This window comes from Cohaesibacter haloalkalitolerans (genome assembly GCF_003574655.1).
GTDB lineage: Bacteria > Pseudomonadota > Alphaproteobacteria > Rhizobiales > Cohaesibacteraceae > Cohaesibacter > Cohaesibacter haloalkalitolerans.
On the sequence record NZ_QNUM01000006.1, the window covers coordinates 353471 to 377624 of the forward strand.

Below are 24154 nucleotides of genomic sequence, written 5' to 3' on the forward strand. Positions count from 1 at the left end.
TCGTCCGCTTATTCAGCGTCCAGCATCAGCGGCAGTGCCTTGCCTTCGGTGGCAAGGCGTGCAAGGCGCTTCTTGCCATCTTCCACGGCGTTGCGGATCTCTTCGCTGTTCCTGGTGGAAAGCTCGCGCATTTCGCCGACGATCTCGACCGAGCGAACCTGGAAATTGATTACGCTGTCGACCAGTTTCTTGACCGCATCGGCGCGGATGGTCGGGCCATAACCGGCCTTGAGGGCCTCTTCCTGCACCTTGCCGCCGATCTCTGCCAGCACTTCCAGCGATTTGGAGACACCTTCCTTCATCTCGTTGAGAGTCTGGGTGGCTTCATGCAGGCCGAACAGGCCAGTGAACGAGGCCTTGAGAGCGGTGAGCACCGACTCGTTGGTCGAGAAGAAGGAGACTGCCTGCTGATAGACGCGCTCCTTGGCGTTGGTGGTCTGCATAAGGCGCGCCATCACCACGTCGGAGGTGTTGTAGCTGATGGTCAGGTTGTCGGCGAGGTCCTTGGCGATCTGGTAGCGGCTCTCTTCATTCTGCACCTTGCGCAGATGTTCATCGCGCACCAGTTCCAGTTTGGCCCGCTCGGCAACTTCTCCACCTTCCGGGAAGGCAGCTACGGCGTCGGACGCAGTCTTGAGGCCAGCCTTGGCATCTTCAAGCTTGGCATCAGCCGATTTGAGGATTTCGAGGGCGGCCACTTCGCCATGCTTCAGCGCGCCACGGAAATCGCGATAGGCTTCAAGGATTGTCTGTTCGCGCTCAATGTTGGCTTTGGTGTCTTTGGAGACTTCCAGATAGGTATCCTTGATCTTGTCGAAGCGGGAGGCGATGTCGCCGCGCGAGATCTTCATCCAGGCATTGGTGGCCCGCTCGAACATGTCCAGCTTGCCGTCCTCGATCTGGTCGACCATGGTCTTGGCGTCGTCGCGAATGGAATTGAAGGCTTTGGAAATCTCTTCGTAGCGCTGGCCGATCGACATCTGCGAGACCTGCTCGCGCACCACTTCGTTGAAGATGCTCATCTGCTGCAGGGTGCGGCTGATGATGGCGATCTTGTCCGGCTCGATATCGGCAATCTTTTCCAGAAGCCCGACAATCGGCGTTTCTTCTGTCTCGTCATGCACAAGACCAAGATCCCGCAGGGTTGTCATTGCCTTGTCGAGATATTGAAGGGCGGAGCTGGGTACGATTTCAGCCATGATGTGTCCTCACGAATAGTTGCAGTGAACGCAACGAAATCAGTTCAATCGCTGTTAAATTTCAATAGGTTTTGAAGCTGCAGTCCATGAACATTATTAAGTATTTTCCATCAAGTCCACCACTAAACCCTGACCGCGACCATAGTGCGACACAAATCCATCCAGCATGAAAAAGTCACAGAAAACAGGAGCGGGCAGGTGGCACAGCTGTGATGAGAGATTGGAAATACTGGTCGCCCTGAAGCCCTTTCACACTCGCCTTGAGCGCACCGCACAGCCGTGATGGGGCACCAAAAAGCGCCCCATAGCCCATTTGGGTGATGATGACAAAAAGCTTTCCGATGATGAGGGCTTTTATATGAACTCAGAGCAGGGCGACCTTGAACTGGTGGCTCGGGGTCTCGAATTGCTTCTGCGCTGCAATCAGCTGCAATTCCCATTCACCGGAGGCGGACGTTTCTTCCAGAACGCCATAGACAGCATTGTTGCAATGCTCAAGCGCCTCAGGAGCCGATGAGCCGGTCAGAATCCCGGCAAGGAAAGTTGCCGAGATCATGTCGCCAACACCGACCGGCTCCCGTTCGAATTTGAGGTGTGGGCGTTGCGCCAGATAACAGGTCTCGCCTGCGGCCATCACCATCGAGAAGTCATCGCCTTCGACGCCGTGCAAATGCTTGGCCAGAACCAGCTTCGGTCCCAGTGCCTGCGCCTTCCTGCAAGCCACAATCGCGTCTTCAAGGCTGTGAATGGCCTGCCCGGTGAACTGGGTCAGCTCGAACTGGTTCGGCACCAGTATGTCGGCCATCGGCATCAGGGTCCCAACGAGGCTTTCGGCAATCCCGTCGCTGACAATGCAGCCCTTCTCGGGGCTGCCCATCACCGGGTCGCACAGATAGAGGCAATCCGGATTAGCGGCCTTGACGCTTTTGACGATCCGGGCGATCACGTCGCAGTGCGAGGCATCTCCCAGATAGCCGGTGGTGATCGCCTGAATATGGCTGGTGACGCCTATTTTTTCGAGGCCTTCGAAAACCTCGCCAATGGCATCGGCCGACGCGGCCTTGCCGGTCCAGCCCTGATGATACTGGGTGTGGTTTGAAAAATGCACCGTGTGAATGGGCCAGACTTCCAGCCCCATGCGCTGCACGGGAAAGACCGCCGCGCAGTTGCCCGCGTGCCCGTAGGTGACATGGGATTGAATGGAAAGAACACCTTTCATGACAGATCTTCCTTTCTAGGAAAGAGGCAAGAACAGGGAAAGCCTCCTTGCGGGCATATCTCTTGCGATTTTTGGGGGAGGGGCGGGCTGCTCGCTTTGGTCTCGTTGTCAAGCCCGGCTTCAGGACATGAAAATGAGGGCACCCCTCATTTCCGTTGAAGCGGAAGAAGGGTACTCTCATTCAGGGAGGATTTTGAAGTTAAATTTGTGTAAACATGGCGTCAGATAGTGCATAGCCCCGATGAGGCTACGGGTGCCCGCAGGCATGCGGGTATCTCCTGTCGGTCAGGCCGGAGCGAAAACCGAGAGATCGTCGCCGGGCTCCCATTCGATTGGCGTGCCGTCCTTGGGGTTGTAGGGCGCCTTGATGAACACGGCCTTCCATGGCACCTGCCCCTTGTTGATCACATAGTGGGCTTCTCCGGGGTCGCAGCGCAGGAAATCGCCGACGGCCAGTTTGTGCAGCTCGCCGTTCACATACATATGCACTTCGCCCTCGATGGTGAGAAAATTCTCCTCGATCACGCTGTGCTTGTGGGTGGCAAAATGCTGGCCGGGCTGCAGGGTAACAACGCCGATGTCCGAGCGCGGGCCGCGCTGGAGATACTTGGGACCATGATCCTCAAAACGATATGCATGGTCACCTTCTTTGGTTTTGAACATATTCCCGCCTACGCCTGTTTGAAATCAAAGCGTAGCCTCTTTCTTTGGCATCTTGACCTGACAGGATGGAGGTCCGCTTTCAGGCAATGCGCTCATGTTTTGGTTGGCCGTCTCGAAAGGCCGATTGGATGGGCATGGCGGAGGGTAGCTCTGCCGCCATGCTCAATGAAGAAACGTCCGGTCCGGAGGCGGTTGGCCGCAAGTCCGGATGTCTTGGGGGCCGTGGGAGCCTTGGGAGCCATCAGGGCAGATCACAGCCCCGGCGCTTTCCACATCGACTGTGTCACATTGCGCCCGACAAGCGCTCGCTGCGGGGCATAGGCTTCGCGCCAGCGTTCGGTGAGTTCAGTGTAAAGGATGTGCTTGTGGGCATCCGGCTCGATCCGGCGGCTCCAGCGCACCGTGGCATCGGCCGCTTCCGGCAGGGAGGCATAGACACCCAACCCCACCCAGGCGGCGAGCCCGGCTGCAAAGGCGGTTGCCTCGGTCACTTCGGGGATCTTGATCGGCAGGCCGACGGCATCGGCGAGAATCTGGCCCCACAGCTTGCCCTTTGAGGCACCACCGGCGAACACCAGCTCATCGAGCTTGACCCCGGCGAGATTGGCCGCGAGATTGAGATTCTCGGCAGCGACAATTGCCGCGTTTTCCTGAATGGCGTGGAAGATCTGGGGTTTGCCGCACTGGCTGGCGTCAAGCGACAGATTCAGCAGCGATGGCGCAGCATGATACCAGGAGCCCAGATTCATAACGTCGCTGAAGATCGGGATGATGCCGTTGGCACCGACCGGCACCTTGGCCGATTCCTCTTCCAGCAGTGCATAGGTATCAATGCCGCGCTCCTTGGCAATCCGCATTTCTTCCTGACAGAAGGCATCGCGGAACCAGCGCGTGGTCATGCCGACCATGAAGGCGATGCCTTCGGCCTGGCTGACACCGGGGACCACATGGGGGTTGATGCGGATGCGCATGTCCGGATCGGTGATCGGCTCGGGAATGTTGACAACCTCCTGCCAGAAGGTGCCGCCCAGCACGGCAGCATGGCCGGGGCGTGAAACGCCAAGCCCGAGCGCGCCCATCTGGACGTCGCCGCCGCCCATCACCACCAGCGTGCCCGCCACAAGGCCGGTATCTGCCGCCGCCTCGGCGGTGACTTCACCAATGGGGGTGCCGGTCTCGACAACCGGCGGGAAGATATCAGTGCGGATGCCTGCCCGGCGGGCAATCTCCAGATCCCATGTCCGGGTCTTGAGCGAGAAAATGCCCGTCGTTCCGGCGTTCGATGGATCGGACGAAATGACACCGGACAGTCGCGCCAGAATCCAGTCTGACAACATCGACATGGTCGCCATGTTGGCATGGACCTCGGGCAGATGCTTCTCCAGCCATTTCAGGCGCGGAATCGCGCCAAGCGCGAAGCTCTGGCCGCTGATCGAATAGGCATAGCGTTCAAGCTCGGGGCTCTTTGCCTGCAATTCATGTACTTCCTCCGAAGCACGAGAATCGACATTGGCGCAGGCCCAAAGCTCCTGACCTTCCCTGTCATAGATTACGATGCCCTCGCGCATGCTCGTAGCGCTGATGGCACGGATATCTGATCCGGCAAGACCGGCTTTGCTCAGGGCTTCACGAACGCATTTGCTCAAAAGTTTCCAGTTGGCCTTGCAGTCGAACTCCATGGAGCCGGGATATCTTGGATCGCTGAGATGGTTCCATTCCTCCTGACCAACCGCGATCTGATGGCCGGCGCTGTCAAAGATGACCGCTCGGCCGCTTCCTGTTCCGGCGTCAATCGCCAGGACGTATCCCTCTTTCTTTTTCATGACTCTCTCCCTCAATTATGGCGAGAGCTGTCGGCTCGTCGGTGATCAGCACGTTGAAGTGCTTGCCGCGTGCAGCAGCTCGAATGGCCTCGACCTTGTTTTGCCCGCAGGCTGCCGCGACAACATTGGGGATCTCCCGCAGGGCCTGAAGATCCAGGCCGATCAGGTTGTCGTGGAAAGGCAAGTCGAGAACATTGCCATCTTTGTCATAGAAAATTGCGATGATATCTCCGACAGCACCCTGGCGTCGGAAGGCTTCAAACTGGGATCCGGTCGCATAACCGGAGGTGATCAGGGTGGCCTGATTGGCAACAGACCCGACACCGACAAGGGCATAGTTTGCCGTTCTTGCCATGTCCATCACGTCAACCACGTGGCGTTCGACCTTGAGACTCTGGGCCAGCTCGGGGCTGGAAACCATCAGCGGGGCAGGGATCAGGTGGACATTCTGGGCGGTGCGCCCGGTCGCGACCCCTTCTATATAGGCGGCGACACCGCCGGTCAGGCTGACCAGCGAGATATCCCGGTGCGAAAGGGTCTGCGCCAGTCTCTGAAGGGCGCCCATAACGGTCGCGCCCCAGCCGACGGCGAGCAGATCCGCCTCGTTCAGCTTGCCCATCAGATACTGACTGGCCGCTTCGGCGATGCGTTCGACCGAATGCTGGCCATTGTCGGCAGGAATGACCCGTGCTTCCTGCAGTCCGAACAGCTGTTGCAGGCGGCTTTCAAGCTCGAAACAGCCGCCATAGCTGGAATTGATATGAATATGGATCAACCCCATCTTGCGACCCTTTTCGAGCATTCTCGAAATCTTGATGCGAGACAGGTTGAGAATCGTGCCGATTTCACTCTGCGTCATGCCGTCATGATAATAGTACCAGGCCACACGGCTCAGCAATTCGGCATCATGATGTTCATATTTGTTGTCGTCGCTCATTTTGATCACGGATCATTTCAGATGATGGATGATGCGTTCATATGATCACATAACTTCATTGTGATCAACCCTTTCCGCAGACATATAATTTTAATTTTCCCGACCAATATGCCAATTTTCTGAATAAATCCAATAAAATCATATTGATAACGAAAGTTGTACGCAAAAAGTGGTATCCGGAATTATGATCATATGTCCACTGATGAAACAAATGACGAGCAAATTGGGTTGACAAGGACCAATCCCTGCGCGTAGCTTTTATGAGAATTTGATGGTGCGCTGTTCATATGAACGCATTTGAGCGCGCCAAGATGATGCCCCGAGCATCGCCATGCAGAAATTTAACGGAGGAAATTCATGGCTGATATCGATGACATTAAAGAAGGCAAGGACTTCGGCATTGATGTTCCGGTTGAAACCAACCCATTCCCGGTAAGAGGCGCCAACGCGCTTGACTGGGGTATGCAGGACCGTCTGGCCCGCATCTTCCAGAAAAAGAGCAGCAACACCGTCATGCTGGCTTTTGACCATGGCTATTTTCAGGGACCGGCCACCGGCCTTGAACGCCTTGACCTGACCATTCGCCCGCTGGCTGACTATACTGATGTGCTGATGTGCACCCGCGGTGGCCTGCGTGCCACGATGCCTGCCGATACCCGCAAGCCGGTCGTTCTGCGCTGCTCCGGCGGCATGAGCGTTCTGACCGAACTGTCCAACGAGCTGGTTGCCGTTGATATCGAAGACGCGATCCGCCTCAACGCATCCGCCATCACCACCAACGTTTATGTCGGTGCCGAATATGAGCATCAGTCGCTCGCCAACCTGATCAAGCTGATCGATACCGGCAACCGCTATGGTATCCCGACCATGGCCGTGACCGGCGTTGGCAAGGACATGGCTCGTGACCAGCGCTATTTCTCGCTTGCCACGCGCATCTGTGCCGAGCTGGGCGCCCACATCGTCAAGTCCTACTTCATCGAAGAGGGTTTCGAGAAGGTGGTTGCCGGCTGTCCGGTGCCAATCGTCATCGCTGGCGGCAAGAAACTGCCTGAAATGGAAGCCCTGACCATGGCTTACAAGGCGATCGATCAGGGCGCGCATGGTGTCGACATGGGCCGCAACATCTTCCAGTCCGATAGCCCGGTTGGCATGATCAAGGCGATCCGCTCCATCGTTCACGATGGTGAAAAGCCGGAGAAGGCCTACGAAATCTATCAGTCGGAAAAGGCCTCTGCCTGATCTGCAAGCGTACACAGCACTTGACTCTGCGACCTTTTCGTTGGGCCGCAGAGGGGAGGAAGCGGCAGCAAGCCGCAAACAAGAAAGTGATTGAGGAGCGCTTCAGTTATGACGGACCAAAAGCCGTCTGGCCAACGCAAACAGCTCATTAAAGCAGACAGCATCTGGAAGTTTTTCGGGAATGTAACTGTCCTTAAAGGTGTTGATCTTGTTCTTGAGTCCGGCCAAATTCACGCCCTCCTGGGAGGCAACGGGGCGGGGAAATCCACGCTCATGCGCATCATTGCCGGTCTGCACTCCGTTGACCAGGGTGACCTTTATGTCAACGGCGAGCATGCCAACAAGCTGACCCCGGTCTTGGCGCGCCAAATGGGAATTCACATGGTTCCGCAGGAACCGCTGCTGTTTCCCAATCTCAGCATCGAAGAAAATGTTCTCATGAACATGAAGGGCAACCGTGTCGCCCTGCACGCACGGCTTGTCAAACTGGCCAAGGAAATTGGCACCAACATGGATCTGCAGGCTCCGGCCGGTCAGCTTGAAGTGGCAGACCAGCAAATGGTTGAGATCCTGCGCGGTCTGATCCGCGACGCCCAAATTCTCATTCTGGATGAACCGACCTCTGCCCTGACCCCGCGTGAAGTGAGCCTTCTGTTCAATCGTATGCGGGCACTCGTGGCGCAAGGTGTGGGTATTTTCTTCATCAGCCACAAGCTGAATGAAATCCGCGAGATCGCAGACATCGTCAGTATCCTGCGCGACGGCCGCGTTGTCATGGCGGGGCCACCCAGATCCTACACCGATGCGGAAATCGTCCGGGCGATGACCCAGGTTGAGGGTGGCGGCGAGAATGTCCTCGGAGAACGTCACCAGACTGCCAGACATGGCAAGGTCGTGCTCGAAGTGGACAATCTGTGTGGCGAAGGTTTTGCCAATCTGAGCTTTACCCTGCATGAGGGAGAAATTCTCGGCCTCGCTGGTGTTGTCGGTTCCGGCCGCACCGAAATGGCCGAAACCATCTATGGCATTCGCAAGGCGGCTCGTGGCAGGGTTATGGTGGAAGGGCAGGATGCAACCCATACCGACCCTCAGGCCAGCCTCGACATGGGGCTTGTCTACCTGCCGGAAGATCGCCAGACCAGTGGCCTGTTTGTCGATGCGCCGCTGAGCTGGAATGCCTCCTCGCTCGTTCTGCACCGGGAATCCTCCTGGCTCCAGCTGAAGCAGGAAGAAGAGCGCTTCCAGCAATATGTCAAGGAGCTGGGCATCGTCTGTGCAACATCGTCTCAGGCCGTCCGCACCCTGTCCGGTGGCAATCAGCAAAAGATCCTGCTGGCCAAATGCCTTGCGGCAAAGCCACGTGTTCTCATCCTTGATGAGCCGACCCGCGGCGTGGACGTGGCGGTGCGCGCGGACATCTACCGCATCATCGACGATCTGGCCAACAGCGGCGTCGCCATTCTCATGATCTCGTCAGACCATGACGAAATCCAGCGTCTCAGCCATCGCGTGCTGGCCATGGCGCATGGCTATCCGACGGGTATCCTCGAAGGGGATGAGATCACGGTCGATGCCATTGCCCAAATGTCGTTTGGTTTGAAGACAGAGGAGGCGAAAGCATCCTGATGATACGTTTTCTGCAAAACAATCGCGAAGCTTCGGTTGCCATCATTATCGTGATGCTGCTGGCCATTCTCGCCATCTCCGATCCTTCCTATCTGAGGGTCGAGACACTGCTCTCGATCTACAGCAACTCGCTGACGCTGTTCGTGCTGGCTATTGGCGCCACGATGGTCATGGCCACGCGCGGGCTTGATGTCTCGGTTGGCTCCATCATGGGCTTGTCGGCAGCCATTGCCGGTGTCTGCATGAACGACGGGTTCGGCATTGTCGCCTCCATTGGCATCGCCCTGTTCGTGGGACTGTGCTGTGGTCTGTTCAACGGCTTCATGGTCGCCATCCTGCGCGTTCCGGCCATTGTGGCTACGCTCGGCACCCTGGGCTTCTTCCGCGGCTGTGTGCACCTGACCACCGGCGGCAGCTGGATCGAAGGTCTGCCGGAATCCTTCAAGGATCTGTCCCATGCCTGGGTGCTGGGGCTGTCGCCCTTTGCCTGGCTGGTGCTGGTGCTGCTGGCTGCTGCTCATGTGTTCCTGCGCTACACGGCCTTCGGACACGCCATCTTTGCTGTCGGCGACAACCGCGAAGGTGCCCGTCTTCTGGGTATCCGCGTCAACACGGTGCAGCTGACCGCCTATGCGATCAACGGCATTCTCTCGGCACTGGCGGGCATCATCTTTGCCGCCCAGATCGGTTTCATTCCGAACACGGCGGGCAACGGCATGGAAATGCGTGCCATTGCCTCTGGCGTTCTTGGCGGCGTCAGCCTCCTGGGTGGCACCGGCACCGTGATCGGGGCTGCACTCGGGGCCTTCTTCATGACCTCCATCGACTCGGTTCTGGTCATGTTGCGCTTTGATGCCTACTGGAACGACATGATCGCTGGCGCAATCCTGCTCATCGTGCTGATCGGTGATGGTCGCATCCGCGAAGCCATGGCCCAGTCGCTGCGCTATCAGAAATATCGCAAGTTCCTGGAACCGGACGAGCTTCGGGCTGCCGATCCGGCTCCTGCCAATGCTGCTACACCAGCCGAACCCTTGACCGGTGCAGGCAAGGCCGGAACCAAGGATGCCGCCCTCGCAACCCATTCCAAGGAGGCAAGAGTATGAAATCCCTAGGCTTATTGAAACGCTGGGAGGCCGTTCTGGCACTGCTTCTGGTCGTCGAGATCCTGTTCTTCGGAGCCATCAACCCGGCTTTCTTGAATGTCAGCACATTGCTCTATTCCACCAGTGACTTCATTCATGTGGGGATCGTGGCACTGGCCCTGACACTGGTGATCATCACTGGCGGCATCGATCTGTCCATCGGATCGGTCATGGGGCTGTCGGCCATTACGCTGGGGCTGTTGTGGGTGGCTGGTGTCAACATCTGGGTTGCCTGCCTGTGTGCCCTTGGTGCGGGTGCCATGGCCGGGATCATCAACTCGGTTGCCATCCAGATTGCCCAGGTCAACCCGCTGGTCATCACGCTCGGCTCGAGCTTCCTCTATGCCGGTGCTGCTCTGGTGCTGTCCGGTCTTGGTGGCGCTTCCGGTTACGAGGGCATTTCCGGCTTTGACGACAGCTTTGTCGAACTGGCCAACCTTGAGGTCATGGGCATGCCCTTTCCGCTGGTGATCTTCATCGTGGCAACGGCGATTTTCATGGTGCTGCTGCATCGCACCCGCTTTGGTCGCTACATCTATCTGATCGGTCAGAATCCGCGGGCCACGCGCTATGCCGGCATTCCGCAGTTCCGGACCCTGACCATCGCCTATGCCTTGACCGGTTTCATGGCCGCCCTGTCCGGTCTTGTCCTGGCATCCTACTTCGGCTCAGCCCGCTCGGACTTCGGTTCGGACGCACTGATGCCTGCCATCACCGCCGTTGTTCTGGGAGGAACGAGTATCTACGGCGGTTCTGGCACCATCCTGGGTACGGCACTGGCTGTGCTTGTAGTCGGGTATTTTCAAACAGGTCTGCAAATCATCGGGGTTTCCAGCCATATCGCCAGCGCTCTGTCCGGAGCCCTGTTGGTGGTGGTTGTCGCGATGCGCAGCCTGAGTGAAATCGGACGCGCCTATTTTCTTCTGTGGCGTGTCCTCAACAGCGCTGGCAAGCAAAAAGCCTGATTCAGCGCATTTCTGGGAGGTTATCGGCGGAGACGCTCATTGTCTTTCGCAGGTATAACGAGGAATATTTGGGAGTAGAATTATGAAACATCTTGGCAAAATCTCTGCTGCACTGGCTTTCGGGGTTGCTTCAGTCTGCCTGATGACGCCATCCATGGCGGCTGATGCCAAAATCGCCTTCATTCCGAAAATGGTTGGCGTTGGCTTCTTCAACTCTGGTGGTCAGGGCGCAGTTGCTGCCGGTAAGGATCTGGGTGTAACCGTTACCTATGATGGTCCGACCGAACCATCTGTTTCCGGTCAGGTACAGTATATCAATACCTTTGTGAACCAGGGCTATGACGCCATCGCAATCGGCGCAACCTCTCCGGACGGCCTGTGCCCGGCTCTGAAACGCGCCATGAAACGCGGCGTGAAGGTTCTGACCTGGGATTCTGATACCAACCCGGAATGCCGCAGCATCTACATCAACCAGGGTACACCTGATCAGCTCGGTGAAATGCTCGTGAAAATGGCCGCAGATCAGGTCACCAAGGAAAAGGCCAAGGTTGCCTTCTTCTATTCCAGCCCGACCGTTACCGACCAGAACGCTTGGGTAAAACGCGCCAAGGAAGTGCTGGCCGAGAAATATCCGGGTTGGGAAATCGTCACCACCCAGTATGGCTACAACGATGCCCAGAAATCCCTGCAGACCGCAGAAGGCATCCTGCAGGCCTATCCTGATCTGGACGTCATGCTCTGCCCGGATGCGAACGCTCTGCCTGCTGCCGCTCAGGCTGCGGAAAACCTGAAACGCGCTGGTGACGTAACCATCGTTGGCTTCTCCACCCCGAACGTCATGCGCCCCTATGTCAAACGCGACACGGTCAAACAGTTCGGCCTTTGGGACGTGACCAAACAGGGCGCGCTCACCATCTATGCAGCCAACAAACTGGTCAAGGATGGCCCGATGAATGTCGGCGACAAGCTCGATGTTCCTGGCATGGGCACCGTGGAAGTCAGCCCGAACAGCGTTCAGGGCTATGACTATGAAGCTGACGGCAACGGCATCATCATCCTGCCGGAACGTCAGGTCTTCACCAAGGAAAACATCGACAACTTCGACTTCTAAGCCTCAACGGAAGCTGAAGATCGACTAGCAGGACCAGAGGGGCGCGCCCCTTTGGTCACCGTTTTTTGCCCTCTTCCCTGCCATTCTCACTGTGAGGACAGACCCATGCATGTAACGCTCGTTGAAATCCAGGTCAAAGCTGATCGCGTCGATGATTTTCTGCGCGTCTTCCACCCCAATCACCTCGGTTCGATCAAGGAGCCGGGCTGCATTCGCTTCGATGTTTTGCGCGATCCGGAAGACGAGACCAAATTCACCATTTACGAAGCCTATGAAGACGAGGACGCGGTCAAGGCCCACAAGCAGACCCCGCACTATCTCAAGGTCAAGGCCGAGCTGGAAGACATCATGACCGGCCCGCGCACCCACAAGGTGCTGACAGGCGTCTGGCTGCCCCGCTAGGCGCCAGACTCGTATCATTCTGCACCCGCAGTTTCACAAACGACAATCCCCCGGGAGAAACAGATGCCGGATCTTTCACTAAAGGATCTTGCCAGCCGCGAGGCCCTCGTAGAATGGCTGCGCAGCGGCGGGCCGCACATCAGCGTTGGCCTCATGGCCGCAGACGCCATGGCCTATGGCAAGGCCATCACCGAACTGGAAGAGGCCGGTGTATCTCTTCTCCATTTTGATATCATGGACGGCGTCTTCTGCCCCCAGATGACAGCCGGACCGGGGCTGGTCAAGGCCAGCAAGACCGCCATGCTCAAGGATGTCCATCTGATGGTGGCGGATCCGCTGGCCCAGATTCCGGCCCATCTTTCCGCTGGTGCCGATATTGTCCATGTTCATGCCGAGGGCATGATCCATCTGCACAGGGCGCTTGTCGCACTCGATGTATCGGTGGCCGGGTGCGAGAGTGGCCGCAAGGTTCTGCGCTCGGTGGCGCTCAATCCGGGCACGCCGGTTTCGATCCTCAAGCCGCTGTTGCGGTCGCTGGAGATGGTGACATTCATCGCCGTCGATCCGGGCTGGTCAGGAGGCGCCCCCGATGTGGTGGTCGCCGAAAAGATCGCCGAGCTGAAGGTCATGGCCGGGGAGCAGGGTGTCGACCCGCTTGTCGCCATCGATGGCGGTATCACTGTTTCGACTTTCCCCGTTGCCCGTGCAATGGGTGCCCACGTCATTGTCTCGGGCAGCGCGACCTTCAAGGCTGGCGCGACGGTGAAGCAGAATCTGACAGCAATGCTCGAAGCGTCTGGCAACTGAAAGTCTTGCTGCCACTCTCCGGAGTGGCGGCGCCTCACTGGCGGGATCAGAACCTCAGCTCTGCCAGCATGTACCACTGGTCGATATGCTCCAGCACCACCGGTTCCAGCGCACTGTTGAGTGCCTCGATGGTCCGGCGGATATCTTCCGCGCGGCCGCTGCCGCTTGCCGGTTCTATCGGCGGTAGCATCCTCAGGTGATAATGTGCCCCCTCGGTGCGGACCATGTAGACCGGAATGAGTGCGGCATCATTGGCCATCGCCAGCTTGATGGCCGCCACGGCGTTGCCCCGGTCCGGGGCAGGACGGCCGAATAGTGGCAGATGGATCTGCCGGTCCCTTACGTCATCGACATAGATCAGGGCATTCGCTTCCCGCTCCTGCAGCAGCCTGTTGAGCCGGAAGGCCGATTTGCGGCCCGGCGGGAAGAGGAATTGTCCGCGGCGTTTGCGCAACTGATAGACCAGACGGTTGGTAAAGCGGCTTGGCTCTGGCTGGAAGGGGCCAATCAACACAGTGCCCATCGCCTCGGCCAGCGCGAACATCTGTGCTTCCCAATGGCCCACATGCACCGAAACGAAAATCACCCGCTGCCCGCGAGACCGGATCGCCTCAAAATGCTCCTTGCCGGAGACCTCTACAAGTCCGGCCTTGAAATGGCGGTTGGTAACGGAAAACTCGGCAAACACCCGGCCGATATTGTCCCACCAGCTTGTCAGCAGGGCATTCAAGTCCTCATCGGATGCCGCCCGGTCGGGACGCAGGGTGCTAAGGTTCTTCTCGATCCTCCTGGCGAAATTGGATTTTGCAAACCGTGCTCTGGCAAATGGCGCCAACGCTGCGCCGAAGCGGGAGCAGCCGGAGACCGTCAGCAGGCGCAGTGCATGGTGGGTCACATAGTTGAGACCGCCCATGACCGGCTCCGATACCCAGTACAGCCGCCAGGCGGCCTTCTGGTTTCGATCAGTAGAAAAGGCCCAGGACAGTGGCGGGCCTTCCGGCTCGGGTGGGCGGGTATCCTCGATCGGAATGTCGGACAGGAGCAGCGGCTTCATGACTTATGGCTCTTGTCTGTTCTTGTGATGCACCGTCATTGGCAGGGTGTCACCCGGACGCACGGTGAGGCGGCAGACAGGCTGCACATCCTCGCCCGGCTTCAGGCGCAGCTCCAGATCACGTGCCAGAATGGCAAGGCTGAGGATTGCTTCCGTCATGCCGAAGGCCAACCCGGGACAGATGCGTGGGCCGATGCTGAAGGGAACATAGCTGTATTTCGAGCGCTTCTCGCCGTTTAGCGATGCTTCCGGTTCCAGATGGCGCTCCGGATGAAAGACATGCGGGTTGTTCCACAAATTGGAATTGCGCTGCAAGAGCCACGGCACCACCAGCAACAAGGTGCCCTTGCCGACCGGGTGGCCATCAATGCTGGTCGCCTCGATGGCTTCGCGGCCCAGAATGGGAACCGGCGGATAAAGGCGCAGGGTCTCCTCCACCACAGCCTTGGTGTAGGACAGTTTGCGAACCTCTGAAAAGGCGAGTGGCTTGTTCCCGAGCACGCTGTCGAGTTCGACTGTCAGCTGCTCGGCCACCCGCGGCGATTGCGACAGCAGATACCAGGCCCAGGCCAGTGTATTGGCGGTGGTTTCATGACCGGCCATGAAAATGACCGCCGCTTCGTTGCGGATGGCCTCGCGGCTCAGAGGTTTGCCGTCCTCGTCGCAGGCTTCCAGCAAGCCGCCAAGCACCGAGACACTGCCTTCCGACTTGGTGTGGGCATAGCGATCGATGATCTGGTCAAGGACGGAGTGAATGCGTTTGATCGACTTCCTGACGGAGGGCTTGGTAAAACGCGGCAACCATTCGGGCAGGCCGAGCAGGGAGACCAGGTCGATCTGGTCGATGTGACGCTGATAGTCGGAGAAGGCCTCGACAACCTCGGTGGCGAATTCGCGGCCCAGATCCTGACCAAAAATGGTCCGGCAGATGATCTCTGCCGTCAGATGGGCCATTTCCGACAGGGCGTCGATCTCGGCTCCCTCTTCCAGCGCCATCCATTCGCGCTTCTTCTCTTCGATGGTCTCGATCATGATCGGCACGAAGCTCGGTACGCGCGAGCCATGGATGATCGGTGCAACGATCTTGCGCCGGGCCGTCCAGATCTCGCCGTCGCTGATGAACAGGCCATCGCCGATCAGTGGGCTGAGGGCGTTGCGCATCTGCGGCGTCTTGCGTTGCAGCGCCTGATGGTTGGTCTGGAAGGCTTCCTTGACCACATCGGGATCGTTGCAGACCATCAACTGGCGGTTCAGGATCTTGAAGTCAATGAGGCGCTGGTCGAAGTCCTTGATGGACCAGATGGCTAGATAGTTCTTTCTTGCCTTCTTGAGCAGGCGAAACACCTTGACCTTGCCCGGATCTCGCGTCGGGCAGGGTGGGCGGAAGTCTTCGGTGGGGGCATTGGCAAGGCTTGGCTGGTTCAACAAACTGGTGTCCTGCTGCAAGAGAAAGATGCTCAATATAGGAATCTTTAAAGGGCCACTATCGCCGAAAACGGTGTCGATCGCCAGCCCTCATCTATGGTTTTCTGCGCACTGCGGCATTCCAGTAACAAAACCAATCCTGCTCCGGATTTTCTCTGGTTGAACGAGAATAAAACGGCAAGTAGTTCAACTTGAATTTGCGTCTATTTTAGTCATGAACTTACAATTTAGGGATTTTTAATCATAAACAACCTACTCTTGCGTGTCCTTATAAAGCAGGAGCGCGGGCAATGTCTGTTGGCAAGAAGATTATTATTGCGTTTGTGTCCATTTTCTCGATCTCCTTGTTATGTATTGTGTTTGCAAACGAGTATCTGATGGAAAGGCTCTCGGACACGGCCTTCCGGTCGAAGCTGGAGAGCAACTACAAGACCCTCAAGAGCTCGATTATCGCCGAAGCCAGACGCGCCGAGAGCCTGAGCGCTCTGGTTGCCAACATTCCCGAGGCGCAGAAGCGGTTTGACGAAGGCAAGCGGGATGAACTGCTGGCGATGTTCGCGCCCTCCTTTGAGGTTCTCAAGCAGCAATATGCGGTCCGGCAGTTCCAGTTCCACACGCCACCGGCCACATCCTTTGCGCGGGTCCACAAGCCGGAAAAATTCGGCGATGATCTTTCTTCCTTCCGCAAGACAGTGGTCAGCACCAACGCCAGCAAAAAGCCGACCTACGGACTGGAGGTCGGGGTCGCCGGGCTTGGTGTAAGGGGCATGGTCCCCGTCTTCAATGAAGGCAGGCATCTGGGATCGGTCGAATTCGGGATGTCCTTCGGAACGGCCTTCTTTGAGAAATTCAAACAGGACTATGGGGTCGACGCAGCGCTCTATCTCAAGCGCGACAACGGCTATGAGAAATTCGCCACAACCTTCGGCGATGTCGAACCTTTCTCGACTGTGGCTCTCGACAGCGCCTTTTCCGGCGACACGCAGTTTTCCGACCTTGATTTCAATGACAAGCCCTTTGCCGTCTATGCCGAGATGGTGACCAACTATTCCGACGAGCCGATTGGTGTGATTGTGGTGGGCAGTTCAACCGAGGCCAACATGCAGGCCCTGTCGACTGCACGCAATCTGTCGCTGCTGATCTCGTTCGTCGCCCTTCTGCTTGCGCTGATCGTGTCGGTCATGATTGGCCGTTCCATCGGCAATCCAATTCGCAAAATCGCAGATGTCATCGCAGACATGGCCAAGGGCAACATGGATGCCGAAATTCCCCAGTTCAGCAAGAATGCCGAGATGGGTGCCATTGCCTCGGCGATGAGCGTCTTCAAGAGCAACATTCTTGAAATCCGCAAGATGGAGGAAGACGCGCGGCGCATTCAGGAGCGAAGCAAGCTGAACGCAGACATCAGCCGCATCAGCAACATGGCAACGACCCTTGGATCGGTGAATTCGACCGCCATCAATCTCTATCATCTTAACAGGCACTCGGGGCAGGTCAGCTCGAACGGCCAGTCGATCGCCGCCGCCGCCGCCGAACTGGTCACCTCGGTAGACGAGATTTCGAGAAACAGCGAAAGTGCGGCCGAGCATGCGCAGGACGCCGACGACATGGTCAGACGTGCCAATGACGCGGCCAGCGAAGCGGAACGCGCCATTCAGGACATTTCCAAAGCCGTCGCGACATCGGTGGAAAGCCTGTCAGAGCTGTCCAGCGCCTCTGACCAGATCGGCCAGATTCTTACGGTGATTGAGGATATTGCCGAGAAGACCAACCTGCTTGCCCTCAATGCGACCATCGAAGCGGCGCGCGCCGGTGAAGCAGGCAAGGGCTTTGCCGTGGTTGCGAATGAAGTGAAGAGCCTGTCCAACCAGACCAGCAAGACGACCGAGGATATTGCCCGCCGGATCAATCTGCTTAGGTCCGGCATGAACAACATCTCGGAAACGATGGATCAGACCAGATCCGCAGTGAGTGGCGGCAATCAGTCGATCCTGAAATCGACCGAAACGATGAAGCTGGCCCAGCAGCGGGTGTCCGATGTCACGACACGCATGCAGGAGATCAATCTGATCCTGTCCCATCAGAAGGAAGCCAGCGCCGAGATTGCCGAACGGGTGAACGGTGTTGCCCGGCTGGCGGACGAAAGCCAGGCACAGGTCATGGAAATCTCCACCCTGTTTGCCGAGATCAACGATGAAATGGCAGAGAATGCCGACGACACCTCTGCGTTGAAGGATGCTCGAGGCCTGTGCGAAATGGCCAAGGTGGATCATATCATCTTCACCAAGCGGGTTATCGATGCAGTGATGGACAGGATCAAGCTGAAGTCAAACGAACTGAGCAGCCACGAGCTCTGCCGCCTCGGCCAGTGGTATGGCTCTCTTGCCGACCGGGACATCAAGGCAATGCCGGAATTCACGCAATTGCTGGACCCGCATCGCAAGGTCCACGCCTGTGCGCAACAGGCGCTGGCTGCGCATGAAACTGCCGATCAGGACGCGGCTCTCAAGCATCTCGAAGAGATGACCCGCGCCAGCCATATTGTCATCAGTCATCTTGACGCCCTCTCAAAGTCGATCGAGCATCTGGAAACGGCGCGAGACGCGGCCTGACAAGAGCATAGGGACAGAGCATCTGGACGGACGAAGTTTCGTTCCGCCCGTCCTTCCACCCATCCGCCCGTCTGTCTGTCTGTCGTCTATCCGGCTTCAGGCTTCCCCGGACTGAAGCGCGGCAATAGGGCGGGTTGCGCTTGCAAGCCAGACCCGGCTTTCCGGGCTGAGTTCGTCCATCAGCTCTGCCCTGACGCGGGCGTGGTAGGCATCAAGCCAACCGATTTCCTCCGGCGACAGGGCATCAAGCGAGAATAGCCCAAGATCAATGGGAACCAGCGTCAGCGGACGGAAGGAACAAAAGCCATTATCTCCGGCCACAACCTCGACCTGATTTTCCACCCTCAGACCAAAACCGTCTTCCAGATAGTAGCCCGGTTCGATCGTCATGATGTTGCCCGCCTCCAGCCCGAAAGGGTTGGGCAGTTTGCCGAGGCGATGGGGATATTCATGTACCAGCAGATTGTGGCCCACGCCGTGGCCTGTGCCGTGGTCATAATCGAGACCAAGCTGCCACAGATGCATGCGGGCCAGTGCATCCAGCTGGTGCGGAAAGGTTCCCTTGGGAAAGCACGCCATGGACAGGGATAGGAAGCCCCGCAACACCGCTGTCGCCGCCGTTTTCAAACCAGAGGGGCAGTCGCCGAAGGCAAAGGTGCGGGTTGCATCGGTTGTGCCGCTCTCATATTGGCCGCCGCAATCGAGCAGATAGAGCGAGCCCGGCATGAGTGGCGTATCATTGCCCGGTGTCGGATTGTAGTGGCACATGGCAGCATTCGGCCCAACTGCAGAGATCGGCTTGAAGCTGGGCTCCAGATAACCGGCCACAGCCTGTCGGAACTGATTGATCCGGTCGCCCGCTTCACATTCGGTCACCGGATTGCCAGCGGCGGCGCGTCGTGGCACTTCAACGCTGAGCCAGTGGCAATAGGTCACCCAGGCGATCCCGTCCGCATGATGGGCATCGCGGTATCCCTTGAGCTCGGCGGCTGTTTTGCGGGCCTTGCGCAGCATGATCGGGTTGGTTGAGGGCACCAGCTCGGCACCGGCCTTCCGGGCTGCGACCGTAACGGCATCCGGCGCAAAGACCGGATCGAACCCGACCCTCCTGCCTTGCGCCAGCTCTGCAAGTCGGGGGAGGAAGGCCTCGGGGGGCTCGGTCTTGACGGTCAGTGCGTCAAGACTGTCGTCCGCCAGTTTTGCCGGATCAATGAACCAGCTGACGGCTCCGTCCATCGGAATGAGGGCAAAGGACAGCGGGACAGGGTGCATCGGAACATCACTGCCGCGCCGATTGAGCAGCCATGCGATTTCATCCGGACGGCTCTCAACCCACAGATCGATCTGCTCTCCGGCCATGTCCTTGCGTATCGTCTCCAGCTTCTCGCTGGCAGAAAGCCCGGACAGGGCTTCGGGCATGACCCGCACCTTGCCCTTTGGCGCGGCAGGCCGGTCTGCCCAGATTGTGCTGAACGGGTCTGGCAGCGGCAAAAGCTCCGCGCCGCAAGAGGCGAGGGCCTTGCGCAGGTCATCAGCCTGATTGACCGACCAGAGCATGGGGTCATAGCCGATCCGCAAGCAGGGGTGCCCGGTCTCCCGAGCAATCCATTTGCCCGGAGGGGTCTGGTGCAGGTGTGCAATTTGCCATAGCCCCGGATCGGCCTGCCTGCTTGCCTGAACCTGATAGCGACCATCCACAAACAGGACTGCCCCCTTCTTCAACACGAGCGCCCGGCCAAGCGAGCCCGAGAAGCCACTCAGCCAGTGCAGGCAGCGATCATGGCCGGGGCAATCCTCACTCTGGTGCGCGTCAGCGCTGGTAACGAGATAGGCATCCACCTGCTGCCCGCTCATCCAGAGGCGCAAGGCGGCGAGGCGGTCAGCATGGAACGTCAGGGTTGTTTCGGTGCTCATGACAAAGCATCCTCTTGCAAAGTGTGTTTCCGGCGCGGGCGATCTTCCGGCCCGGGGCTGCTCAAGGCCTCGGCGGCTAGCGCATGCGTGGATCCAGAAGGGTATAGAGAAGGTCGACAATGATGTTGGCAATCACGATGAACAATCCTCCCAGCATCACCACACCGATGATGATCGGTCGGTCCTGATTGGCCACCGCCTGCACGGCCAGCGCCCCAACCCCCTGCAGGCCATAAACCTGCTCGATGACAATGGAGCCGCCAAGCAGGAAGGCGATATCGGCGCCAAGCTGGGTGATCAGCGGGGTGAGTGTGGCACGCATGGCGTGCTTGTAGATCACCTTGCGCTCGGAAATCCCCTTGGCGCGGGCAGTCCGGATATAATCCTCGCCAAGCACCTGCAACAATTGTCCGCGGGTAAGGCGTGCATAGATCGCCGAGGTGACGAGCGCCAGCGTGGTCCATGGCAAAACGAGGTGCCATGCCCAATCGAGGGGATTGTCCAGAAATGGCTTGTAGCCGCCAGCCGGGAACAGCATGAAGCCAGCCTTGCGCGGCAGGAAATAGAGACAATAGAGCGACAGCATTCCGAGCACGAAGGTGGGAAAACTGAGCCCGATCAGAATGAAGGTCTGCCCGAGCCGGTCCTTCCTTGTGCCTGCATTGCGGGCTGACATGACCCCGATGGGAATGCCGATGGCCAGCCATACGATCACCCCACCGATAACGAGGGAAACGGTCGCCGGAATTCGGCGGGTGATGAGGTCGAGAACCGGTTGCTGGTTGCGATAGGAATAGCCCAGATCGCCATGCAGTGCCTTGCTGACGAAACTGCCATATTGCACGACGATGGGCCGATCAAGGCCGAGATTCTCGCGAATCTGCACAAGCTGGGCTTCGGTTGCCTTGTCACCGGCAACCACGCGGGCCGGATCGCCGGGAGCGACGAAAAACAGGAAAAAGACGAACACCGACAGCGAGACAAGCACCAGACAGGCAAACAGCAACCGCTGCATCAGGTAACGGATCATTGATTGGGTCCTCCCTCGGGTGTCTTTCTGCTGGTCAGCCAGCCTGACAGCACCGATTTCTTCTTTCTCGGCTTGATGCGGCGCCCCTTGGGGTCCAGCGCGTCGCGCAGCCCGTCACCAAGAATGTTGAAGGCAAGGGTTGAGGTCAGCAGGGCAATGCCGGGGAAGATGACCAGCCACCAGGCCACCAGATAGACTGAATTGGCCCCCGCGTCGGCCAGCATGCCGCCCCAGCTTGCCGTCGGAGGCGTGATGCCGAGACCCAGAAAGCTGAGCGTTGCTTCAAAGACAATGGAGCTGGGGATCATCATCGTGGTGTAGACGATGATCGGCACGGAAAGATTGGGGAGAATGTCCCGAATGAGGATCGATATGGGTCCGGCACCAAGGCTGCGGCTCGCTTCGATGAATTCGCGCTTGGTGAGAGAGGCCGTTTCGGCCCGGATCACGCGGCCCATGGTGGTCCAGCTGAAGAAGACAATCACGCCGATCGACAGGCCGAGCGATGGCCCGAATACAGACACCAGCGCCAGAGCGCACAACAGAAAGGGTACGCTCATGACCAGATCCATGATGCGCCCCAGAACCACATCGACCCAACCGCCAAAAAAGCCGGAAATCATGCCGATCGTGATGCCGATCAGGGCCGAGGCAAGCGCAGCCAAAACCCCGACGGCGAGGGAAATGCGTGCCCCATAGGCAAGCCGCACCAGCACATCGCGGCCCAGTTGGTCGGCGCCCAGCAGGAACTCATGGTTGGGCCCCACCGGCAGGCCGAAGGGCGACATGCCGGTTTCGCGGAACTGGGTATTGGGATCATGGCCCGTCCAGTAGGCAACAAGCGGTGCGAAAACCGCAAAGAGCGTCAGCAGGACGATGAAAACCACCGCCGTCAGCAAGGCCGGGTCCTTGAGAATACGCCGCATGGTCAGCTCAAAGGAGCTGCGCTGCACCACCTGTTCGGAAATCTTTCCGTTGTCTGCGGAGGGCGCTTTCGGGTGCGTGGTCTGGTTGGTCATCAAACGGCCTCCATCATGACGGCATTGGGAGAGGCCGGGCGCGTGTTGATGATGCGGCGGTCACTGTTCCCTGCAAGCGGTGGCGGATCCTTGATGGCACTCAGCAGCTTGCACGTGAAGGGGTGTTGAGGATCGGCAAACAGGCGATCGGACTCGTTGAGTTCAACGATCTGGCCCGCATCCATCACCGCAATCTTGTCGCAGACATGGCGCACGACCGACAGATCGTGACTGATGAAGAGATAGGTGAGATTGAGATCCCGCTGCAGCTCATGCATCAGATTGAGAATCTGCGCCTGAATGGATACATCGAGGGCCGAGACCGGCTCGTCGAAAATGATCAGGGACGGCTTGATGGCGAGGGCCCGGGCGATGCCGATCCTCTGGCGCTGACCACCGGAGAACTCCGAGGGAAAGCGGTTGTAATGTTCGGGATTGAGGCCGACCATTTCCATCAGTTCCTGAACCTGCCTCTTCTGCTCCTCGCCATGGGCGACATTGTGGATGCGGAAGGGATCGCCGATGATGGCCCCGACCCGGCGGCGGGGATTGAGCGATCCCACCGGGTCCTGAAACACCAGCTGCACGTGGCGACGCATCTGGCGCCAGCGTTCGCCGGTCACCGAATGGATTGGCACGCTGTCGAGGGTCACCTCGCCGGAAGTTGCGGGGATGAGCCCAGCAATGACACGGGCAAGGGTGGATTTGCCACAGCCGGATTCGCCAACAAGGCCGAAAGTTTCGCCCTTGCGGATCTGCAGGTCGATGCCCTTGAGCACCTCGATGGAGCGCTTCTTGCCAAAGCCGCTCTTGGCAGTGAAGGTCAGCCGGACATCCTGTACGTCGACGACGATGGGGCGCGAGGCGTGGTCAGGGGAGGCCGCTCTTGCGGGAAGCACCATGTCTTTGTCGCCGGGCACAAAATGGCAGAGAGCCTCGGCTCCGTCGTCATAGATCTGCACCGGCGGATAGGTGGACCGGCACAGCGCCTGAACATCGGGGCAGCGTTCGGCAAAGATACAGCCCTGCGGCCGATCGAGAAGGCTCGGCGGATTACCCTCGATCGGTACCAGGTTGGTGCCCTGAGCGGTTTCGCTGGAGGGGGAAGACTTGAGCAGCCCGAGCGTATAGGGGTGTGTTGGGGCGGAGAACATCCCGCGCGTCGCGCCGATTTCAAGCCGTGTGCCCGCATACATGACCATGGCGTGATCGGCAATATTGGCCAGCAACCCCAGATCATGGGTGATCATGATGATGGTGGTGCCAAAGCTTTTGCGCATCTCGTCGAGCAGTTCCATGATCTGCATCTGGACGGTCACATCGAGCGCGGTTGTCGGTTCGTCGGCGATGATCAGCGGCGGATGCAGAACGAGCGCCATGGCGATCATCACGCGCTGGCGCATGCCGCCGGAAAACTGGTGCGGATAGTCATCAAACCGGCTCTCGGCATTCTCGATGCCGACTTTTCCGAGCATGTCCACGGTCATCGCCCGCGCTTCTGCTGCACTGACCTTGCTGTGGGCATGGATCATCTCGGTGATCTGGGAGCCGATGGTGAAATAGGGATGCAGGCTGGAAAGCGGGTCCTGAAAGACCATGCCGATATGAGAGCCCCTGAGGGCCTGCAGCTCCTGCTGCGACATCTTCAGGAGGTCGCGCCCCTCAAACAGCACCTCGCCGGAAATCTCCGCGCCGGGCAGCAGTCCGGTAATGGCCTGCATCAGAACGCTCTTGCCGGAACCGGATTCGCCCGCGATCCCGAAGACCTCGCCGGCTTCCACCGAGAAGGAAATGGAATTGGCGGCATAGATGATCCCATCCTCGGTGGGAATGCGGATCGTGACGTTGTGTGCTTCGATTAGCGGCATGATCGGCGGCTTTCCGTTCGTCTGTTCATCGGGCCTTGCGCAAGGCATAGGGGCTTGCCGCCGGAAAAGACCGGCGACAGACAGGGATGGATAGAC

19 protein-coding genes are annotated in these 24154 nt (G+C 58.4%); 8 read left to right on the forward strand and 11 right to left on the reverse strand.

Annotated elements, in window-relative coordinates:
* Positions 1–8 precede the first annotated feature (8 nt).
* The 5 genes from DSL70_RS16800 to DSL70_RS16820 form a co-directional block, all read right to left on the reverse strand.
* The gene (locus DSL70_RS16800; protein WP_119309110.1) at positions 9–1199 is read right to left on the reverse strand and encodes a cell surface protein; all 1191 of its coding nucleotides are present in this window, start codon (positions 1197–1199) and stop codon (positions 9–11) included.
* Positions 1200–1563: 364 nt separating this feature from the next.
* Positions 1564–2418: a pyridoxal kinase PdxY gene (gene pdxY, locus DSL70_RS16805; RefSeq protein WP_119309111.1), complete on the reverse strand. Its 855-nt coding sequence runs from the start codon at positions 2416–2418 to the stop codon at positions 1564–1566.
* Positions 2419–2703: 285 nt separating this feature from the next.
* Positions 2704–3081: a cupin domain-containing protein gene (locus tag DSL70_RS16810; protein ID WP_119309112.1), complete on the reverse strand. Its 378-nt coding sequence runs from the start codon at positions 3079–3081 to the stop codon at positions 2704–2706.
* A gap of 251 nt (positions 3082–3332) precedes the next feature.
* On the reverse strand, positions 3333–4904 hold the full coding sequence (gene lsrK, locus DSL70_RS16815) for an autoinducer-2 kinase (protein ID WP_119309113.1): 1572 nt from the start codon (positions 4902–4904) through the stop codon (positions 3333–3335).
* Entirely contained in the window at positions 4870–5841 is a 972-nt protein-coding gene (locus tag DSL70_RS16820) for a sugar-binding domain-containing protein (RefSeq protein WP_119309114.1), read from the reverse strand. The genes lsrK and DSL70_RS16820 overlap by 35 nt, the downstream gene beginning before the upstream one ends.
* A 357-nt stretch (positions 5842–6198) precedes the next feature.
* On the opposite strand from DSL70_RS16820, the gene lsrF reads away from it, so the two are divergent.
* The 7 genes from lsrF to DSL70_RS16855 all read left to right on the forward strand — a co-directional run bounded on the left by lsrF (position 6199) and on the right by DSL70_RS16855 (position 13136).
* Positions 6199–7080 carry a 3-hydroxy-5-phosphonooxypentane-2,4-dione thiolase gene (gene lsrF / locus DSL70_RS16825; RefSeq protein ID WP_119309115.1) on the forward strand — a complete coding sequence of 294 codons (882 nt, stop codon included), beginning with the start codon at positions 6199–6201 and terminating at the stop codon, positions 7078–7080.
* Positions 7081–7188: 108 nt separating this feature from the next.
* A complete protein-coding gene (gene lsrA / locus DSL70_RS16830; RefSeq protein WP_119309116.1) occupies positions 7189–8706 on the forward strand; it encodes an autoinducer 2 ABC transporter ATP-binding protein LsrA in 1518 nt (505 codons plus the stop codon).
* On the forward strand, positions 8706–9812 hold the full coding sequence (gene lsrC / locus DSL70_RS16835) for an autoinducer 2 ABC transporter permease LsrC (RefSeq protein WP_119309117.1): 1107 nt from the start codon (positions 8706–8708) through the stop codon (positions 9810–9812). The genes lsrA and lsrC overlap by 1 nt, the downstream gene beginning before the upstream one ends.
* Positions 9809–10816, forward strand: coding sequence for an ABC transporter permease subunit (locus DSL70_RS16840; protein ID WP_119309118.1), 1008 nt, complete (start codon positions 9809–9811; stop codon positions 10814–10816). The genes lsrC and DSL70_RS16840 overlap by 4 nt, the downstream gene beginning before the upstream one ends.
* A gap of 82 nt (positions 10817–10898) precedes the next feature.
* Positions 10899–11927, forward strand: coding sequence for an autoinducer 2 ABC transporter substrate-binding protein LsrB (lsrB, locus tag DSL70_RS16845; RefSeq protein WP_119309119.1), 1029 nt, complete (start codon positions 10899–10901; stop codon positions 11925–11927).
* Positions 11928–12032: 105 nt separating this feature from the next.
* A complete protein-coding gene (lsrG, locus tag DSL70_RS16850) occupies positions 12033–12329 on the forward strand; it encodes a (4S)-4-hydroxy-5-phosphonooxypentane-2,3-dione isomerase (RefSeq protein WP_119309120.1) in 297 nt (98 codons plus the stop codon).
* 63 nt (positions 12330–12392) lie between these two features.
* Positions 12393–13136, forward strand: coding sequence for a ribulose-phosphate 3-epimerase (locus DSL70_RS16855; RefSeq protein ID WP_119309121.1), 744 nt, complete (start codon positions 12393–12395; stop codon positions 13134–13136).
* Between the two features lie 46 nt (positions 13137–13182).
* Here the strand turns inward: DSL70_RS16855 and DSL70_RS16860 are convergent, their stop codons facing one another.
* Positions 13183–14190 carry a lysophospholipid acyltransferase family protein gene (locus DSL70_RS16860; protein WP_119309122.1) on the reverse strand — a complete coding sequence of 336 codons (1008 nt, stop codon included), beginning with the start codon at positions 14188–14190 and terminating at the stop codon, positions 13183–13185.
* A gap of 3 nt (positions 14191–14193) precedes the next feature.
* Complete coding sequence (locus DSL70_RS16865; protein ID WP_205563304.1) at positions 14194–15618, reverse strand: cytochrome P450; 1425 nt, start codon at positions 15616–15618, stop codon at positions 14194–14196.
* A 374-nt stretch (positions 15619–15992) separates the two neighbouring features.
* On the opposite strand from DSL70_RS16865, the gene DSL70_RS16870 reads away from it, so the two are divergent.
* Positions 15993–18227 carry a methyl-accepting chemotaxis protein gene (locus tag DSL70_RS16870; protein WP_162916822.1) on the forward strand — a complete coding sequence of 745 codons (2235 nt, stop codon included), beginning with the start codon at positions 15993–15995 and terminating at the stop codon, positions 18225–18227.
* Between the two features lie 96 nt (positions 18228–18323).
* Here the strand turns inward: DSL70_RS16870 and DSL70_RS16875 are convergent, their stop codons facing one another.
* The 4 genes from DSL70_RS16875 to DSL70_RS16890 all read right to left on the reverse strand — a co-directional run bounded on the left by DSL70_RS16875 (position 18324) and on the right by DSL70_RS16890 (position 24058).
* Positions 18324–20141 (reverse strand): aminopeptidase P family protein, encoded by a 1818-nt coding sequence (locus tag DSL70_RS16875; protein ID WP_119309124.1) that lies wholly within the window; start codon positions 20139–20141, stop codon positions 18324–18326.
* A 76-nt stretch (positions 20142–20217) separates the two neighbouring features.
* A complete protein-coding gene (locus DSL70_RS16880) occupies positions 20218–21171 on the reverse strand; it encodes an ABC transporter permease (protein WP_119309125.1) in 954 nt (317 codons plus the stop codon).
* The gene (locus DSL70_RS16885; RefSeq protein ID WP_119309126.1) at positions 21168–22190 is read right to left on the reverse strand and encodes an ABC transporter permease; all 1023 of its coding nucleotides are present in this window, start codon (positions 22188–22190) and stop codon (positions 21168–21170) included. Before DSL70_RS16885 ends, DSL70_RS16880 begins: the two co-directional genes overlap by 4 nt.
* Positions 22190–24058 carry a dipeptide ABC transporter ATP-binding protein gene (locus DSL70_RS16890; RefSeq protein ID WP_119309127.1) on the reverse strand — a complete coding sequence of 623 codons (1869 nt, stop codon included), beginning with the start codon at positions 24056–24058 and terminating at the stop codon, positions 22190–22192. Before DSL70_RS16890 ends, DSL70_RS16885 begins: the two co-directional genes overlap by 1 nt.
* Positions 24059–24154: the final 96 nt, after the last annotated feature.